The sequence below is a fragment of the Acinetobacter guerrae genome (assembly GCF_009372255.1).
GTDB lineage: Bacteria > Pseudomonadota > Gammaproteobacteria > Pseudomonadales > Moraxellaceae > Acinetobacter > Acinetobacter guerrae.
The window spans coordinates 284,602-303,276 of sequence record NZ_LXGN01000056.1 but is presented as its reverse complement, the minus strand read 5'-3'; the positions used below and the strand labels follow the sequence as shown (position 1 = coordinate 303,276).

Genomic DNA, 18,675 nt, shown 5'->3' with positions numbered 1-18,675 from the left:
ATTTCACCTGATTACTGAATAGTTGGGGTATCGAGTGGTTTATCCAGCGGCACATTCATCAGACGTAACGACTCCTGCATGATTTTCGCAAATACGGGGGCGGCAACCAGACCACCGTAATAACGACCTTGTGGATTTTCCACCACAACAATAATCGCCAAACGCGGATCACTCACTGGCGCAACCCCTGCAAATAAAGCCCGATATTCATTGTTAGAATAGCCCTTACCATCTGCACGTAACTTATGTGCCGTCCCTGTTTTACCACCAACACGATAACCTGGAATATTGGCTTGTCGTGCCGTACCACCTGGCATGGTAACTTGCTCCAACATCAATAAAACTTCATCAGCAATCTTAGGTGATAACACCTGTTCACCTTTTGGAACTTCATCTAACTTACGCAAGCTAAGGGGCATTTTTACCCCATGATTGGCAAGCATCGCGTAGCCTTGTGCCACCTGCAAAATAGTGGCATTTAGACCATAGCCATAGGCCATAGTACCCAATTGTGATGGATTTAAACGATTGGCAGGCAGCAGTAATCCCCCACTTTCACCGGGAAACTTCACAGCCGATCGCTGTCCGAAACCAACACGACGGAAGAATGTAGGTAAAGTATCCTTAGGTAGAGATAATGCTATTTTGGCAGAACCCACGTTAGAAGATTTAATAATCACGCCACTCACGGTTAAGGTGCCGTAGTTATGGGTATCACGAATCGTATGCCAACCCAATTTCATCGAACCCGGTGACGTGTTTACAATACTATTGGGAGTGTATTGTCCTGTTTCTAGCGCAGCGGAAATGGTAAATGGCTTCATGGTTGAGCCAGGCTCAAACATATCAATTGCACCGCGGTTACGCATGGCATCTTTATTGGAAAGACCATTTTTGTCATTTGGGTTATATGACGGCCAACTGCTCATCGCCAAGATTTCGCCTGTTTTGACATCGACAGCGATTGCTGAGGCAGAACGCGCATTGTTCGCTACACCTGCCGCGGTTAATTCGCGGTACATAATATATTGTAACCGTGAGTCGATACTTAAAGTGACATTCTCACCTGGCTCCACTTCTTTAATCACTTCGGAAATTTTTAGCCGATTGCCATGCTTATCCCGAATGATTTTTTGCTCACCATCAATACCTGAAAGTTGTTTATTCAGTTGCATTTCCAGACCTTCAATCCCTTTGCCATCATTATTGGTCAATCCAATAATTTGGGCATTTGGTTGAGGTTGTGGATAATAGCGTTTATAGTTTTTTTCAGTATAAACGCCCTGAAAATTACGTTTTAAAATTACATCGGTCTGCTGTGGCGGTACTTCTTTTTTAAGAACCAGATAACGTGAACGCGGACGATCATTCATCATTTTCTTTAAGATAGCGCGATCAATACCCACCACGTCGGCCAGTTCATCCAGATTTAAATTTTTATCAGGCAACTCTCGTCTTAAACGACGTGCATTTTCAGGTTCCTGCTTGATTTTTTCCGAAATTTCTTCGTATTGTTTTTTTGTTTCAAAATAATCACGCGGATCAATCACGACATTCATAATCGGTGTGCTTATCGCCAGTGGTACGCCATGCCGATCGCTAATTACACCACGCATCGATTTTAATTGTTCGGTACGCAAAATATTGGCATTGGCTTTATTTTGCAAAAAGTCTTTATTAATAACCTGAACATAAAATGCTCGCGCTACCAACACTACAAAGCATAAAAGTACCGTGCCCCAAAGCAAATAAAAACGCCACATATCAAAAGCAAGCGTTGGCTTTTCAGTAATGGACTGCTGTTTTTTTCGTGTTTGCTTAATTCGCTTATCTACCATACAGCATGCCTTACTTTTTTTGCTCTGGAGTCATGGGTAATGAAATTACTACGGTTTGTGCAGCAGGAGGAGAAAACATTCGCAGTTGTGTGACTGCACGTGTTCCAATTTGTGCTGTCGCGCCAAAGGTTTGTTGCTCGATCAGTAAACGTCCCCATTCTGCATTCAGGTCATCTTTCTCACGAATATAAGAACTCAAATCACGATAATCATGGCGATATTCAAATACCTGAAACACCACCATCATGGCACTGATAAATACCAGCGTAATTAAGATCGCATAAGTAACTACTCTTCTAAAAGCTGTTTTATTTGTGAATGAGATCTGTTCTTCTGTTTCCATGATTTGCCTTTTCATACTAATCGTTCGGCAACCCGAAGCCATGCACTGCGTGAGCGTGGATTGGATTTTACTTCTTCTTCACTGGCACGTAGTCGCGCAACTTTCTTTAAACGTCGAGTATCTATTTGTGGCTGTGGCATCCCCCAACCCGTATCTTCCGCAAGCGTTGATTCTTTTTGAATAAACTGTTTAATCAAACGATCTTCCAATGAATGGAAACTAATCACAGCTAAACGACCTTGCGGTTTTAACAACTCTACCGCTTGAGGTAAAAAGATTTCAATATCTTCTAGCTCTTTATTTATGGCAATTCGGATCGCCTGAAAAGTTCTGGTTGCTGGATGCTTATGTTTTTCCCATTTAGGGTGAGCAGTTTTTACCAGTTCAGCCAGTTGCCCTGTAGTTTCAAGATATCCTGCTTGCTTAATCGCTTTAGCCAGACGTCGACTATAACGTTCCTCGCCATATTGATAAATAATATTGGCTAAATCTTCTTCTTTAATGTCGAGTAACCATTCTGCTGCTGTCTGACCTTGTGAATTATCCATACGCATATCTAATGGGCCATCTTGCATAAAACTAAAGCCACGTTCTGCCTGATCCAATTGCGGTGAAGATACACCCAGATCCGCCATGATACCGTCAACCTGAGTAATCCCAATGCGATTCAACTCTGTTTGCAAGTCTGCGAAACTCGCATGAATAATTTGAAAGCGAGAATCATGTTGCGCTAATTCATGCGCAACAGACAAAGCTTGTGGATCTTTGTCAAAAGCATAAACACGCGCATTGGCATCTAGTTTTTCCAGCAATGCCCGTGTATGACCACCGCGACCGAACGTGCCGTCTACATAAATTCCCGTGTCACGTTCAGCCAGTAAAGCATCAACAGTTTCATGAAGTAAAACGGAAATATGTGACATAAGGGCAAGATCATAAAAAGCTAAAAATTTAACTGCACATTATTACCTTGTTTTGTTAAAGCTCCAAACGACTTTTTGTTGGGAATTCTTATTTTGTATAGACAAAACCGTTTTAATTGCCAATGTTCTAAGCAAATGAACAATAAGTACGAACTTTTAGTATGATCACAAGTTCGAAAATATTTTTTGAAATTATTTTTCTTATATAAAAAACCAAGCTGATTCTCCATGATCAGCTTAGTTTTTCCCATCAAATCAAAGTATGACGTTAAGGTTTTTCTGCCGAAATTTGATCGTAAATCGCACCATTTACAAAATGTGTCTTCTGCGCTTTAGCCCAACCGCCAAACACATCACCTATCGTGAATAGTTTAATTTTGGGGAACTTGCTCGCATATTTGGCTGCGGCTTTGGCATCGCGTGGTCTAAAATTATATTTGGCGGCCAAATCCTGACCAAGTGGTGAATATAAATAATTCAAATAGCCTTTAGCTAAACTACGATTGCCATCTTTATCTACAGTTTTATCGACAATGGCAACAGAAGGTTCAGCCAAAATGGAAATAGAAGGATACACAATCTCATACTGCTCTTTACCCAGCCCTTGCTGAGTGGCAAGTAAAGCTTCATTTTCCCATGACAGCAGGACATCGCCAATACCACGCTCTGCAAAAGTAGTCAAAGAACCTCGCGCACCAGAATCAAGAACTTTGACATTATGATAAAGTTTTTTGACCAACTCTCTTGCTTTAGCATCATTACCACCCGGCTGCTTCAAGGCATAACCCCACGCAGCCAAATAAATCCAGCGTGGCGCTCCACCTGTTTTTGGATTTGGTGTAATAATTTCCACACCCGGTTTGGTTAAATCATTCCAGTCTTTAATTTGTTTAGGATTCCCCTTTCGTACCAAAAAAACGATCGTCGAGGTGTATGGTGCCGAATTATGAGGAAACTCTTTTTGCCAGTTCTTTTTAATTAGACCTGTATTGGCAATTTCATCAATGTCATTTGCCAATGCCAAAGTGACAACATCTGCCTGCAAACCATCAATCACCGCACGCGCCTGTTTACCAGATCCACCATGTGACTGCTTAAAATCGACCTCCTGACCTGTGCGCTTTTTCCAATATTCACCGAAGCTTTTATTATATTCCTGATAAAATTCGCGAGTTGGATCGTAAGATACATTCAAAAAAGAAGTTGCCGCATAAACCACGCTTGCACTCGTCCCCAACCATGTAAGCAATATGACAGATACAATTTTATTCATTGTCTTTTTCCAAATTTATTTTTATTCACTATATTTTTATAAAATATCTTTTACAATCATGTGCCTATAACATATTGTTAAATGTTTATCGTATTTTATGCTAAACTCTGCCGCTAAACATTGGATACTATTTATACGCATTAAAGCGACACTGTTTAAAATCTCTCCACGCTTTATCCACATTTATTTGTTAAAAGAGAGATGTTGTAGCTTTAAGTATCTTTAAAGGGATATCTTGACTGATATTTTTTATACTTTTGTAAAAAATGTGACACAATGCGCATTTTTATTGTATATTTATAGCTGAATAGTAATTATTTTAGTTTACATTTATTGTAGACTTGCATATCAGCAATAAAAAAATACACATGCTGGGGATGTTTGTATGAAAATGCAGTTAATTAAAGTACTTGGTTTAAGTTTAAGTTTGGGACTGGTTTCTCAGATGGGTACTGCTGCCGTCATTAAAGATACTCAGATTAAACCAACTGAAAAAAATTTAATGGTTGAAAAGGCACTCGATCAACAAAAACGTAATCTTTCATCATTACCTACAACAGATGATGAACTTAAAATGTTGAACACGATTCGTGTGGCTCCCACTCAAAACTTCTTTGCCACTCAGCATCAACGTTTTTCACGTTTTGTACAGTCATTTTTTCAGCCACATACTTCTTAACCGTTCTTATAGTTCATTAAAATTCATAAAAAACCTAGTGACTTTTGACTCAAATAATGGTCAAGACGCTAGGTTTTTTCCGTTATACTAAGTCCAATTTCTTTTTTGATTTTATTTTTAAATGATGAAAGTCCGTACGCGTATTGCCCCATCTCCTACTGGTTTCCCACATGTAGGAACTGCTTATATTGCCTTATTTAATCTATGCTTTGCCAGACAGCATGGTGGTGAATTTATTCTACGTATTGAAGATACAGATCAGCTTCGCTCAACACCTGAATCAGAAAAAATGATTCTGGATTCACTACGCTGGTTAGGTCTTAATTGGGCTGAAGGTCCAGATATTGGCGGCCCACATGCACCCTATCGTCAATCAGAACGTATGGGGATTTATAAGCAATATGCGTTGGATCTGATTGAAAAAGGTCATGCATTTTATTGCTTTGCAACCGCTGAAGAGCTGGATCAAATGCGTGCCGAACAAATGGCTCGTGGTGAAACACCTAAATATGATGGTCGCGGTTTAAAACTTTCAAAACAAGAAGTTGAACAGCGTTTGGCTGCGGGAGAACCGCACGTCATTCGAATGAAAGTGCCCGAAGAAGGTATTTGTCGTTTTAATGACTTACTACGTGGTGAAGTCGAAATTCCTTGGGCACAAGTGGACATGCAGGTTCTGTTGAAAACGGATGGCTTACCCACTTATCACCTTGCTAATGTGGTCGATGATCATTTGATGGAAATTACCCACGTGTTACGTGGTGAAGAATGGCTACCATCTGCACCGAAACACCAATTGCTTTATCAATATTTTGGTTGGGAAATGCCAGTGCTCTGTCATATGCCACTGTTGCGTAATCCTGACAAATCAAAATTATCAAAACGTAAAAACCCAACCTCGATCAACTATTATCGAGATATTGGTGTATTACCAGAAGCTTTGTTGAATTATTTAGGTCGTATGGGTTGGTCAATGCCAGACGAACGTGAAGTTTTTACTTTAGATGAAATGATCGAGCATTTTGATATTCAACGTGTATCTTTAGGCGGACCAATTTTTGATGTAGAAAAACTCAACTGGCTAAATGGTCAATGGATTAAATCCCTAACACCTGGACAACTGCTTGATCGTTTACTGGCATGGAAAAATGATCGTAACACATTGGAAGATATTGCTGCTGCCATTCAACCACGAATTCATTTGTTGTCAGAAGCCGTCAATTGGGCTGGTTTTTATTTCAATCATATGCCAACTATTATAGCAGAGATGTTTGAAAGCAAAAAACTGTCACAAGAGCAAGTTCGACAAAGCCTACAGTTTGCAATTTGGCGACTGGAAAGCCAATTCACGTGGAACAATGAGACAGTTAGCCAGACTTTGATGGATTTAGCCAATCAAATGGACATTAAACTGCGTGACTTTATGCCTGCGTTCTTTATTGCGATTGCAGGTTCAACCAGTTCTACGCCTGTGATGCAGTCTATGGTCACGATTGGCCCTGATTTAACCTTTGCTCGTTTGCGCCGCGCACTAGAAATTGTAGGTGCACCAAGCAAAAAAGAGCTTAGAGTCTGGGAAAAACTTAATGAATCGCTAAAATTGCCGAAAAATGATGCAGTTGATGAAGCATAATTGATTTTTTTATTGACGCATTAACACAATAGCCCTAATATGGCGCTCACACAGACTGGGGTCATAGCTCAGTTGGTAGAGCGCTACAATGGCATTGTAGAGGTCAGCGGTTCGATCCCGCTTGGCTCCACCAAATCTTGGAATGTGTCGCCTCATAAGTCCCTATCGTCTAGAGGCCTAGGACATCGCCCTTTCACGGCGGTAACCGGGGTTCGAATCCCCGTAGGGACGCCAAATTTCTAAAAAGCCGCTGCACAGACAGCGGCTTTTTTATTATTTTTATTTTAGCAACTCTTGGTTAAAATAGAGAAAATAAGATTCTGGAGCATTTATGCAGTACCGTTGCCCAAAATGTCAAAGTGTTAAAATTATGCCTGTCGGGCAAGGCGGAACTTCTGCTCGCCCTGTTATTCCCAAAAGTCTGGTCATTTTACTACCTGCTATTTTTATTCTGTTATTTCTAGTACTGATGAGTATTGGAATGTGGATTTTTGGTAGTGGTGCAGGTCCAAAACTTCAGATTGCAACCGTTGTGGTTTTTGTGATCACAGCAGGTGCGGGTCTCATGTTTTGGCGTGATCTACCCAACTTTAAACTGAGCATGCAGGCATTCCTGCAATCTCAAAAGCACTGGAAATGTCGTGAATGTCATCACGAATGGCAAATTTAACTGTTTGTTGACTGATCAAAATTAAAAGCCATTTCAATGTGAATGGCTTTGGGTTTCATGATCATGTGTTGTATCGTGTTCGTGCTCATGTACAACACATTCATCTTCTTCAATTTGCAGGGTAATTTCAGAGATACCATGCTGATGCGACAGCATTTCATAAGCATTTCGGTAGAGTTGATTACGATCTGCGTGTGGTGCAAATAAATGTACCGTAAGATGTACGTTCTTAGATGTAATTGCCCAAACTTTCAGTTGGTGAATACTTTCTACACCGTCCAATGCTAATAAATCTTGACGCAACTTTTCAATATCAATTTCCTCAGGCACGCCTTCTAGCAAAATATTGATACTTTGTTTAAGCAATATCCATGTTCTTGGCAGCACCCAAAATCCGATTAAAACAGCGATAATGGTATCGACCCAATACCATTGGGTAAAATAAATAATAACCGCTCCAATAATTACCCCCACAGACCCTAGCGCATCACTTAATACTTCCAGATACGCTCCTTTGACATTTAAGCTATCTTGCGCACTTGAGACCAAAATTTTCATGGAAATCAGGTTAATGATGAGTCCAATCACGGCAACAATCATCATGCCAACACTTTGGATTTCAGGCGGATGGGTAAAGCGCTGATAGGCTTCAAATAGAATATAAACTGCGACCACAAACAACATGGAAGCATTGAACAATGCCGCTAAAATTTCGAAACGTTGATAACCAAAAGTACGTTTATCATCGGCAGGTCGTTTAGCCACTTTGATGGCCGCGAGTGCGATGGCAAGTGCAGCAGCATCGGTAAACATATGTGCCGCGTCAGACAACAATGCCAAACTTTGAGTGATAAAACCTGCGATCACCTCTACGATTAAAAATGTAATCGTGAGTGATAGTGCAATGGTGAGTTTTTTTGCATTTTCTTCGGTCACAACAGCATGACTATGGTCATGCCCATGATGTTCACTCATGCTTCATTCCTTATTTTTCAAAATGCCTCACTCTCAGTGAGGCTTGTTATTTTTTATAGGACTATCTTCAGGGATCAACTCTCCATGAAGATAGCATAATTTAGCTGAAAACCCACTTAATGAGACAGCGGAGATGTGGATGACTTGGCTCTTGAAGATTCATTCATCCAACGATAAATCACAGGCAATAAAATCAGCGTCAATAAAGTCGAAGAAATGATGCCACCAATCACAACACTTGCCAAAGGTCGCTGCACTTCTGCGCCTGTTCCTGTGGCCAAAGCCATTGGTATAAAACCTAGCGAGGCGACACAGGCGGTCATTAATACAGGTCTTAGCCGCAATACTGCCCCCTGCCATGTCGCCGTTGCGACATCATATTTCAGGCGTAGTTCCTTGATAAACGTTAGCATCACCAGACCATTTAGAACCGCAACACCTGAGAGTGCAATAAAGCCTACACCCGCAGACATCGACAAAGGAATATCACGTAACCAGAGCGCAACTAAACCACCCGACAAAGCAAATGGTACTCCACTAAATACAAGTAGGCTGTCTTTAAAATTATGAAACACAGCCATTAACAGCACAAAGATCATGATTAAAGCCAAAGGCACCACGATTTGCATTCGTGCTTTAGCAGAAGCTAGATTTTCAAACTGTCCACCAAAACCTAACCAGTATCCACTTGGCAGTTTTTGCTGCGCCAGTTCTGTCTGCATTTCTTTGACAAAAGAGCCTAAATCACGATCACGTACATTGGCTGTCACCACGACTCGACGTTTACCATTTTCACGGCTCACCTGTGCCAACCCCAAAATATTTTCGACTTTTGCAATATCTTGTAATTGGATCAAGCCACGATTGGGAAGTTGAATCGGTAATTGCGCCAATTGCTGGGGGGTACGCATTTCATCATTTAAACGAATGACAAAATCAAAACGTCGATCACCCTGTAAAATCTGTCCAACTGCCTGTCCACCTATACTTGCCGCGACAAGATCCTGAATAGATTTCACAGACAGACCATATTGAGCAGCTAAAGCATGATCAATGTCGACATTCAACAACGGTAAGCCATCAGTTTGCTCAACCTTAACCTCAGTTGCACCCTCAATCTTTCTCAACTTTTGCGCAATTTTTTCAGCCTCCTGATTTAAGACTTGCAAATCATCGCCAAAAACTTTAACCCCAATATCACTGCGTATGCCTGAAATCAATTCATTAAAACGCAATTCAATCGGCTGTGAGAACTCACTGTTATTACCTGGAATATGTTCAACATATGCCTGCATCCGACCACGCAACTCATCAATGCTTTCTTTAGGATTAGGCCATTGTTCACGAGGCTTTAGTAATACAATCGCATCAGAAATATTAGGTGGCATGACATCAGTTGCTACTTCAGCCGTTCCTGTTCTGGCAAATATCGCTTTCACCTCAGGAAAATCCTGAAGTAATTGTTTTTCAACCTGTTCCTGTATTTTTAAAGATTCTTCAATCCCCGTGCTCGGCGCCCGCATGAGTTGTAAGGCAAAATCTCCCTCACTCAGTTGAGGGGCAAACTCACTCCCTACTCGAGTAAAAATAGCAGCGCTCATGATTAAAATACCCACTGCCAAAGTCGCAACAACATATTTAAACTGATACGCCCAATTCAACACATCGGCATACTTGTTTTTTAGCGCCAACATCCAGCGGCTTTCTTTTTCCTTGACCTCACCTGTAACCCATAACGCCACAGCGGCAGGAACAAAAGTGACGGATAAAATCATCGCACCCACCAATGCTAAGACCACTGCCATTGCCATTGGGTGAAACATTTTGGCTTCCACACCCGAAAGTGCAAAAATAGGTAAATACACCACCATGATGATCAATTGACCAAAAATCAGCGGTCGTCGTGCCTGTTTAGCCGCCAGAAAAACTTCCGTAAAACGTTCTTGGCGGGTGAGTAGACGACCTCTGGCATGTTGAGCTTCAGCCAAACGTCGAATGCAGTTCTCCACAATCACCACTGCACCATCGACAATAATGCCAAAATCCAGCGCGCCTAAACTCATCAAATTGGCACTGATATTCTGCTCCGCCATGCCTGTAATGGTAAACAACATCGATAGAGGAATAATACAAGCCGTAATTAGAGCTGCTCTAAAATTACCTAGAAAGATAAACAGGATGACGATGACCAGAATTGCACCTTCAATCAGGTTCTTGGCCACAGTTTTGATGGCTTTATCGACCAGTGAACTGCGGTTATACACTGTTTCGACCACAACGCCTGTGGGTAAAGAACGCTTTACTTCCTGCATCTTACGATCAAGCGCTTGAGCAACGGTTTTACTGTTCTCCCCCATCATCATCATGGCAATACCGAGTACTGTCTCTTCACCGTTGTATGTCGCACCTCCAGTTCTGAGATCATGTCCAATCGAGACAGTTGCAACATCTGCAACCCGAATCGGCAGACCATTTTTTTGACTCAGCATCACATTTTCGATGTCCTGAATCGTATCTAATGTACCAGGTACACGAACAGTAAACTGCTGACCATTTTCTTCGAGAAAACCAGCACCGCGATTTTCATTATTTTCAGTGAGTGCGCTTTGCAAGTCTGTCACAGGAATCTGTAATTGCTGCAAACGTTTTAAATCTGGTGAAACAATATAAGTTTTATTGTAGCCACCGATACTATTGACCTCAGCAACACCCGCTACCCGCTGTAATTGTGGACGTACAATCCAGTCTTGGATTTCACGTAAATCCATTGCTGTGTAAGTACTGCCGTCTGCTTTTTTAGCATTCGGCTCAGCTTTAATGACCCATTGATAGATCTCGCCTAATCCAGTTGAAATCGGTGACATTTGCGGATCAATATCGTCAGGTAAAGCACTTTGAGCTTCTTGTAAGCGCTGATTAATCAGCTGTCTCGCCCAATAAATGTCTGTACCATCTTTAAAAATAATGGTCACCTGAGATAAACCATAACGTGAAATAGAACGGGTTTGCTCAAGATTTGGCATCCCCGACATCGCATTTTCAATCGGGTAGGTAATGCGTTGCTCGACTTCAGCTGCAGTAAAACCATTGGCCTGAGAGTTAATTTGTACCTGTACATTGGTAATATCAGGAACAGCATCAATAGATAATTTTTGATAGCTATAGAGTCCTACCGCAATCCATGTCAGGGTAAATAACATGACCCAAATGGCATTGCGAATAGAAAACTGAATGATACGGTCAAATAAACTTTGTGCAGATGGCAAATCAATTTCTGGTTTAGTGTCCATGTTCAGCCTCTCCTTTTTCCATTTCTGATTTCAAAAGGAAACTGCCCTGACTGACATATTGTTGATTCTGGGTTAAACCAGATTTAATCTCGATCCATTGACCATCACTTGAATAATGACCAACCTCAACCGCTACGGGCTGAAAATGAACACTATTTTTTTGATTTTTTGCAACAAACACCACCGATTTACCATCGATCTGCTGAAGAGCGTTGCGAGTCACTCGAAGTACAGGCTGACTGTCCTGCGCCTCTAATAAAACATTAACCATCAAATTCGGACGTAATTCCTGTGCAGGTGTGAGTACTTTCGCACGGACTTGCAAGCGTCCCGTCTGGCTATCTGCTTCAGCACTTAAAGTCTGAACCTGCGCCTTAAAGCGATTCTGAGTTTGTAATGACTTAAAATGAATCTGTTGATGAGGTTGTATGCTGATACTCTTTTCACTTGGCATGATAAATTCCAGCCACAGTTGATCAAGTTGATCGATCACAAATAATTGTTTATCTGAAGTGATGTATTCACCTACCACGATATCTTTCTGACTCACCACGCCATTTAAAGGCGCTTTTAATGCATAACGTCCCTGACTTCCTGCATTTGCACCCAAAGCAGAGAGTCGACTGCGTGCGGCCTGTACCTGAATTTGTGCCTGACGATAGGTGTTATACGCTTTTTGATAATCCTGACGTGCCGAAATTCCTTGATCAAACAACTGCTTTTCACGTTGGTAATCCTGCTGTGCCAATGTCAATGCTTCCTGAGCAATACTCAAATTTGCTTGTTGATCGACCAGTTCTGGAATAAATACAGTCGCTAAAATCTGTCCTTTTTTCACCTGTTGTCCAAGCATGGCATTGACACTTTCTACGCGTCCCGTAAAAGTTGAAGCAACATGCGCTTGCTGATCGGTATTGGCAACCAGTTTGGCAGGATATTCCAGCGATCGAGAAACTTGACCTTGCTCAACCTGTGCCAGCTTCACGCCAAACTCTAGCATCTGCTGCGAGGTTAGATTCAGTACTTTAGTGTCTTCAGTGTGCTCCGCTTCTCCTGCCTCATCGGCATGTGTAGATTCTGCTTTGCCGTGTTCGCCTTCATCGTGTGAATCTGTTTTGCTAGATGAACCCTTAAACACAATCCATGCACTCAATAAAACGCAAATGACGATGACCAACCCTGCCCAGAGCCATTGTTTTTGAATATTTTTAGTCGACATTATTCAGCTCCTGAAATGGCATTAAAATTACGGGTGTTTTGCCAGAGTGTTTGATTAATTTGATTCAATGCATCACTGGACATGACTTGCTCAGGAGCAACACCCAGTGCCAAGCTTTCGGTTTCTATGGCTTTTTGCCATGCACTTTTAAGAAGTTGAACCTTTTTTAAACGCTGATCCTGTAACTGAGCAGTTGCCTGCTGCACATCGGTAATCGCATATTTCCCCACTTTAAAACCGAGCAACATTTTGTTTTGCACATCTTCAGACAAAGGAATTTGCTGATCATTCATCAAGTCATATTGCTGCTTTAATCCAACCAGTTCACTCTGTAAGGTTTCAATGCTATTGAGGTTTTGCTGAGTATAAAATCGCTGTTGCTGCACTAAAAAATCTTGCTGTGTCTGTGCAATTTGTAATGCATATTGCTGACGATCAAAAATATTGAGCGGAATTTCCAGTCCAATCCTAAACTGTTGTTCACTGCTATTCGTCTCCGCACTTTTATTCGTCACCATGCCAACATTCAGCGTTGGATTAGGACGACGTTTTGCTTTCAGATAGTCCACATTGGAACGCTGCTGCTGCAACTGAAGTTGAATCGCACGTTGCAATAAATTCTGCTGTAAATGATCGGCAACATCTGCTTTGCTTTGGCTAGGCCATGCATTTTGACCATTTAAACCTAAACGAAATGAATGCGTGGTTTCACCCCACAAATTGGCCAGTCGTTTTCTGGCAATATTCAGATTGAGTTCGACTTCTTGAGCGGCGCGCTGATTTTCAATATGTGCCATAAGGGTACGATCCTGATCGACCTGAGCAATACTTCCTGCACGATAACGCAAGCGAGTTGCTTCCAAAATAGCCTGACTATTTGCCAATTGTCGTTGTGCAATCTGATTTTCCATTTCGAATACGGCAACTTGTGACCATAGATATTTCACTACAAGCTCAAGCTGTGCTTCATACAAATTCTTATTTAAATCAACTTGTTGTCGCTGAACTTGTGCCAGTTGAGTCGCCGCTTTACGTTCACCAAATACATCCAGTTTTTGTGAAATGCCAAATTCTAGTTCACGATCCTGATCTGACTTAAATCCAGTTTGCTGAATAGAAAAAGTGGGATTCTCCCAAAGATGACTTTTCTGAATATGTGCATCGGCTAGTTTCTGCTGCACTTGCCACACACCTAATTGAGATTGATATTGCCGTACTTTTTCGAGTACCTGAGCAAAACTCAGGGAGGATTGTTCGAGTGCAGAAATGTTTTTATGCTGAGCTATCTCAGTGTCAGCCACAGTGATTGCTGAATATGGCAATAGTGCTGCGAATACGGCAATCGACATTGCTTTATTTGGCAATATCGCACGCCGTGCCTGTTGAATGATACGAATGTACATAAAATAACCCTTTCGCTTTAATCATGTTTTGATCATTGAAAAGGTGGGTTATTTTTCGGCTACCCCACCTATAGCGGGGTTAAAACAGGAGGTGGATTCAATCCAGAGAGATGCGGAGATTGATAGGAGTTCGCCCAATCATACACCGATCGGGTTAAATAACCGCTTCTAAAAGGTTCCCTTGCATGTTGTCCAATCTCAGCCATCACGATATGAAGACAAGTCGGCAAATGGTCATGATGATCCATAAATATGGAAGGGCTATGTATCACTGTATTTTTAAGATTTTTGCTTTCAGCGGTTAATAGACTAGAGCCTGACTGATGATCTGTTGCAGAATCAAAATGATGCCCAAAGTGAAAAGCTGTCACGCTATTTTTTGAAGCTGTTTCATGTGCGCAAAAAGCTGTTGCCACGTTCCATAAACTCTGGAACATGAACGTGCTCAGCAAAATTGCAATAAACAGTGAACGCTTCATAAAGATCAAAAATAAAAATGCGTCCTAATATAGCAAGTCAATTCAAGTTAATAAAATTACATTTGGTAAAAATATTCTTTTTATTGCTCACAGACGGATACTCGTTTGGCCTTTTTTTATGTGAAGTGTAACTCTTTTTTATTTTGCGCAACAAACTCATTGCTTGTTACAAGAAATGGATGCGATTTTCAAAAAACTAGCTTATATTGAAAGTGTTAGCTTAGTTTATGAGCAACAAGGAGCATATTATGAAGTTTGACTATTTAAAAACAGTATGGACACTGTTGTTTCAAGCGCAAAACTCTAAAAATGATGTCTTTTTACTTTTAGATACTAATGCAGAGCATGAATATCAACAGGGTCTTTATTTTGAACAATTAGCACTAAATGACCAGTATCACCATTTTATGCGTCATCATATTTATCGCCACGTAAATGATGAAACTCAAACTCATACAACCAGTTTTGCCTATCTTAATGAACGCAACGCAATTTGGTGTTTTTTACGATCTGCATTACGTGGTCATCCAGAGGCTGAATATAAAATGGGGATTGGCTATTTAAATGGTCAATTAGGTTTAGATCGTGACTATATTAAAGCTGAAAAATGGCTCAAACGAGCAGCAAAAGATGGTCATCCCGATGCCAAACGCTGCTTGTATGATGCTTATAGCCAACTTGCATTTTCTTAGTTTTTTTCAAAAAAACGTTAAGCAAAAAAACCAGCTCGAAAGCTGGTTTTTTATTCACAGAAAATTAACCTGTGATCTTTCTATATTTACCACGTTTTTGTACCGCATCTTCGCCTAAACGCGATTGGCGATAAGCTTCGTATTCGGCATAGTTACCTGTATAAAATTCAGGTTGTTCATTTTCAAATGACAAAATATGGGTCGCAATACGATCTAGGAACCAACGGTCATGCGATACCACCATGACTGTACCTGGGAATACCAAAATAGCATCCTCAAGCGCACGTAAAGTTTCGATATCCAAGTCGTTTGATGGTTCATCCAGTAAGATGACATTTGCACCCATCTGAAGGATTTTGGCAAGCTGTAAACGGTTACGTTCACCACCAGACAATTCACCTACACGTTTTTGCTGATCCTGCCCTTTGAAGTTAAAGCGACCAATATAAGCACGTGATGCAATTTCGTAATCACCGATTTTTAAGATGTCTAAACCACCAGAAACTTCTTCCCAAACGGTTTTGTCATTATCCAAAGTGTCACGAATCTGACCAACATAGGCAACTTTAACCGAATCACCTAATGTCACAGTCCCTGTATCAGGTTGCTGTTCACCCGTCATCATACGAAATAGCGTCGTTTTACCTGCACCATTTGGCCCAACAATACCGACAATCGCAGTTGGCGGTACAGTAAAGGTCAGATTTTCGTACAAAAGACGACCATCAAATGATTTACTGATCCCTTCAACTTCCACCACTTTGTTACCCAAACGCGGTCCAGGCGGAATATAAATTTCCGACGTTTCATTACGTTGTTGGAATTCTTTCGAGTTCAACTCTTCAAAACGTTCCATACGTGCTTTGTTTTTCTTTTGCTGACCTTTCGCATTTGAACGAACCCATTCAAGTTCTTTTTTCAGTGCTTTAGCAAAAGATTCTTCTTGTTTCTGTTCCTGCTCTAAACGCGCATTCTTTTGTTCCAACCAAGAAGAATAGTTTCCTTGATAAGGAATACCATGTCCACGGTCAAGCTCAAGAATCCACTCAGCAACGTTGTCCAAGAAATAACGGTCATGCGTAATGGCTACGATCGTACCAGGGAAATCTTTTAAGAAACGCTCTAACCATGATACTGATTCAGCATCTAAATGGTTCGTCGGTTCATCAAGCAGCAACATGTCTGGTTTAGATAACAATAAACGACACAAAGCAACACGACGGCGCTCACCACCAGAAAGTAAAGATACATCTGAATCCCAAGCTGGAAGGTTCAGGGCATTTGCTGCAATTTCCAACTGGTTATCTAAATTATGCGCATCCCAAGTCTGGATAATTGCTTCCAGTTTTTCTTGTTCTTTGGCAAGTTTATCAAAATCGGCATCTGGATCTGCATATTCAGCAAAAACTTGATCTAAACGCTCAAGTGCATCAAGTGCTTCGCGCACGCCATCTTCTACGTTGCCACGTACATCCTTATTTGGATCGAGTGGTGGTTCCTGCTCAAGATAGCCAATTTTAATACCCGGTTGCGCACGAGCTTCACCTGAGAAATCTTTGTCCACGCCCGCCATAATACGGAGCAAAGTCGATTTACCTGCACCGTTTAAGCCGAGTACACCAATTTTAGCACCCGGAAAAAATGATAAAGAGATATCCTTGAGGATTTCGCGCTTCGGCGGAACCATCTTGGAGACTCGGTTCATCGTATAAATATATTGGGCCACTTAGGACTCCTCAATAGAAAAACCAATACATCGCAGTGAGCGAAAAAATAGCCGCTATTATATGCTGAATACGGCAAAAAAATAAGGCATGATTGAGTTTAATCAGACTTTATGACTGATAAATGTCGGCTAAATTGTTTCCTGATATAAATACACAGCACAACGGCAAAATCACCAGATCAAAGTCTTTTGCTATTTTACAGCCATAAATATCTAACATTTAAACTATGTCGCTCATGCATAACCTACTATTCAAATAAACCATTTGATGCATAACGAGTACCTATTTTATATTTTTATGATTCTCAAAACTAAGAAACATCGCTCAGGACTTGCAATGTCACAAAACAACAAAATCCAAAATTTTGCCATGATCGATCCTCATATTCATCAATGGAATCCATATCACAAACCGCATGCTGCCTATCATTTGGTCAAATCACTTGGAAAGCATCCTAAACTGATGGATAAGTTGCTACGCCTCATCAAGCCCAAACCATTGCTTGAGACCATTGGACAAACAGATCACATACTTGCGCCGTATTTACCCCAAGATTATGCAAAAGACTTAGGCGAATTTAAGGTAGAGAGCGTGATTCATGTAGAAGCCAATTGGCATGATCACAAAGATACAGGCACGGTGGGCGAGACACGGTGGCTTAAAACCCTGAATTTTAATGCTCAAGATCTTAAACTTGCTGCTATTGTGGCTGCGGCAGATCCACGTAGTAAGCACTTTAAACAAGTGTTGGATATGCATCAGCAGGAAAGCCCCTTATTTAAAGGCATTCGTAAAATGGCATCCTTCCATTCAGACAAAGGAATTTATCGTTGGTGCGACCAAGCCCATCTGTATCGTGATAAAAAATTTCTGAAAGGTTTTGAAGAAATTGCCAAGCGCAGATTGAGTTTTGATGCTTGGTGCTATTCTACTCAATTATCCGATGTGCTCTATCTGGCACAACAATTCCCTGAAACCGCAATCATGCTTGACCATTTGGGCACACCCGCAGGTTTATTTGGTCCAGTCGGCAACACAACGGGGCGAACTGTAGATATGCGTAACGTTATTTTTGAGGACTGGAAACAGCATTTGAGTCAACTTGCGCAACAACCCAATGTATACACCAAAATTTCAGGACTGATGATGCCTGTTCTAGGACATCGTTATCATTTAAATAGAAAAAAAGCCTCAGTCAGTGAAATTGTTCATGATTGCCGACCACTGATTGACCATGCCATAGACAGTTTTGGTATTGAGCGGGTCTTGTTTGCTTCCAATTATCCGATGGATAAACCATCTGCTCGATTAGATGATCTTATACGTGCCTATATCGATATAATTGAACCGTATGGTACACAAGCATTATCACGCGTTTTTTATCAAAATGCCCAAAATTTCTATCGACTCGATTAAATCTTTAAAACAATCATAATTTGCCATTCAATCTACAAACATTCACATTGCAACTGCTTGGCTATTGAAAAAAAGCCAGCAATTGCAATGCAGATTTCAATAATTTCTAAAAATC

General features: G+C 41.0%; 15 protein-coding genes and 2 tRNA genes. 7 read left to right on the top strand and 10 right to left on the bottom strand.

The window, feature by feature from the left end; genetic code table 11:
• Window positions 1-11 precede the first annotated feature (11 nt).
• The 4 genes from ftsI to A7A69_RS14755 all read right to left on the bottom strand — a co-directional run bounded on the left by ftsI (window position 12) and on the right by A7A69_RS14755 (window position 4,377).
• The gene (gene ftsI / locus A7A69_RS14770; protein WP_152878338.1) at window positions 12-1,838 is read right to left on the bottom strand and encodes a penicillin-binding protein PBP3; all 1,827 of its coding nucleotides are present in this window, start codon (window positions 1,836-1,838) and stop codon (window positions 12-14) included.
• Window positions 1,839-1,848: 10 nt separating this feature from the next.
• A complete protein-coding gene (ftsL, locus tag A7A69_RS14765) occupies window positions 1,849-2,181 on the bottom strand; it encodes a cell division protein FtsL (RefSeq protein WP_152878336.1) in 333 nt (110 codons plus the stop codon).
• Between the two features lie 11 nt (window positions 2,182-2,192).
• Complete coding sequence (gene rsmH / locus A7A69_RS14760; protein ID WP_120370147.1) at window positions 2,193-3,104, bottom strand: 16S rRNA (cytosine(1402)-N(4))-methyltransferase RsmH; 912 nt, start codon at window positions 3,102-3,104, stop codon at window positions 2,193-2,195.
• A 268-nt stretch (window positions 3,105-3,372) separates the two neighbouring features.
• Window positions 3,373-4,377: a sulfate ABC transporter substrate-binding protein gene (locus tag A7A69_RS14755; protein WP_151979959.1), complete on the bottom strand. Its 1,005-nt coding sequence runs from the start codon at window positions 4,375-4,377 to the stop codon at window positions 3,373-3,375.
• Window positions 4,378-4,762: 385 nt separating this feature from the next.
• Here A7A69_RS14755 and A7A69_RS14750 point away from each other — a divergent pair, with 385 nt between their 5' ends.
• The 5 genes from A7A69_RS14750 to A7A69_RS14730 all read left to right on the top strand — a co-directional run bounded on the left by A7A69_RS14750 (window position 4,763) and on the right by A7A69_RS14730 (window position 7,359).
• Window positions 4,763-5,056, top strand: a complete 294-nt coding sequence (locus tag A7A69_RS14750; RefSeq protein ID WP_120370145.1) for a DUF4179 domain-containing protein — start codon at window positions 4,763-4,765, stop codon at window positions 5,054-5,056.
• Window positions 5,057-5,180: 124 nt separating this feature from the next.
• Complete coding sequence (gene gltX / locus A7A69_RS14745) at window positions 5,181-6,689, top strand: glutamate--tRNA ligase (RefSeq protein WP_152878511.1); 1,509 nt, start codon at window positions 5,181-5,183, stop codon at window positions 6,687-6,689.
• A 57-nt stretch (window positions 6,690-6,746) separates the two neighbouring features.
• Window positions 6,747-6,822 (top strand) — tRNA-Ala (locus A7A69_RS14740).
• A 25-nt stretch (window positions 6,823-6,847) separates the two neighbouring features.
• A tRNA-Glu gene (locus tag A7A69_RS14735) sits at window positions 6,848-6,923 on the top strand.
• Between the two features lie 97 nt (window positions 6,924-7,020).
• Complete coding sequence (locus A7A69_RS14730; protein ID WP_152878334.1) at window positions 7,021-7,359, top strand: zinc-ribbon domain-containing protein; 339 nt, start codon at window positions 7,021-7,023, stop codon at window positions 7,357-7,359.
• Window positions 7,360-7,392: 33 nt separating this feature from the next.
• Here A7A69_RS14730 and A7A69_RS14725 read toward each other — a convergent pair whose 3' ends face one another.
• The 5 genes from A7A69_RS14725 to A7A69_RS14705 all read right to left on the bottom strand — a co-directional run bounded on the left by A7A69_RS14725 (window position 7,393) and on the right by A7A69_RS14705 (window position 14,683).
• Complete coding sequence (locus tag A7A69_RS14725; protein WP_151833007.1) at window positions 7,393-8,334, bottom strand: cation diffusion facilitator family transporter; 942 nt, start codon at window positions 8,332-8,334, stop codon at window positions 7,393-7,395.
• Window positions 8,335-8,450: 116 nt separating this feature from the next.
• Window positions 8,451-11,624, bottom strand: a complete 3,174-nt coding sequence (locus A7A69_RS14720) for an efflux RND transporter permease subunit (protein WP_152878332.1) — start codon at window positions 11,622-11,624, stop codon at window positions 8,451-8,453.
• Window positions 11,614-12,843, bottom strand: coding sequence for an efflux RND transporter periplasmic adaptor subunit (locus A7A69_RS14715; protein WP_152878330.1), 1,230 nt, complete (start codon window positions 12,841-12,843; stop codon window positions 11,614-11,616). The genes A7A69_RS14720 and A7A69_RS14715 overlap by 11 nt, the downstream gene beginning before the upstream one ends.
• Window positions 12,843-14,246 (bottom strand): TolC family protein, encoded by a 1,404-nt coding sequence (locus tag A7A69_RS14710; RefSeq protein ID WP_152878328.1) that lies wholly within the window; start codon window positions 14,244-14,246, stop codon window positions 12,843-12,845. Before A7A69_RS14710 ends, A7A69_RS14715 begins: the two co-directional genes overlap by 1 nt.
• Window positions 14,247-14,314: 68 nt before the next feature.
• Window positions 14,315-14,683 carry a cation efflux protein, CzcI-like gene (locus A7A69_RS14705; protein WP_152878509.1) on the bottom strand — a complete coding sequence of 123 codons (369 nt, stop codon included), beginning with the start codon at window positions 14,681-14,683 and terminating at the stop codon, window positions 14,315-14,317.
• Between the two features lie 290 nt (window positions 14,684-14,973).
• Between A7A69_RS14705 and A7A69_RS14700 the strand changes: the two genes are divergently transcribed.
• Window positions 14,974-15,417: a tetratricopeptide repeat protein gene (locus A7A69_RS14700; protein ID WP_120370139.1), complete on the top strand. Its 444-nt coding sequence runs from the start codon at window positions 14,974-14,976 to the stop codon at window positions 15,415-15,417.
• A gap of 64 nt (window positions 15,418-15,481) precedes the next feature.
• On the opposite strand, the gene ettA is transcribed toward A7A69_RS14700, so the two are convergent.
• On the bottom strand, window positions 15,482-17,143 hold the full coding sequence (gene ettA / locus A7A69_RS14695) for an energy-dependent translational throttle protein EttA (protein ID WP_120370138.1): 1,662 nt from the start codon (window positions 17,141-17,143) through the stop codon (window positions 15,482-15,484).
• Window positions 17,144-17,480: 337 nt separating this feature from the next.
• Here ettA and A7A69_RS14690 point away from each other — a divergent pair, with 337 nt between their 5' ends.
• Window positions 17,481-18,560: an amidohydrolase family protein gene (locus A7A69_RS14690; protein WP_152878326.1), complete on the top strand. Its 1,080-nt coding sequence runs from the start codon at window positions 17,481-17,483 to the stop codon at window positions 18,558-18,560.
• Window positions 18,561-18,675: the final 115 nt, after the last annotated feature.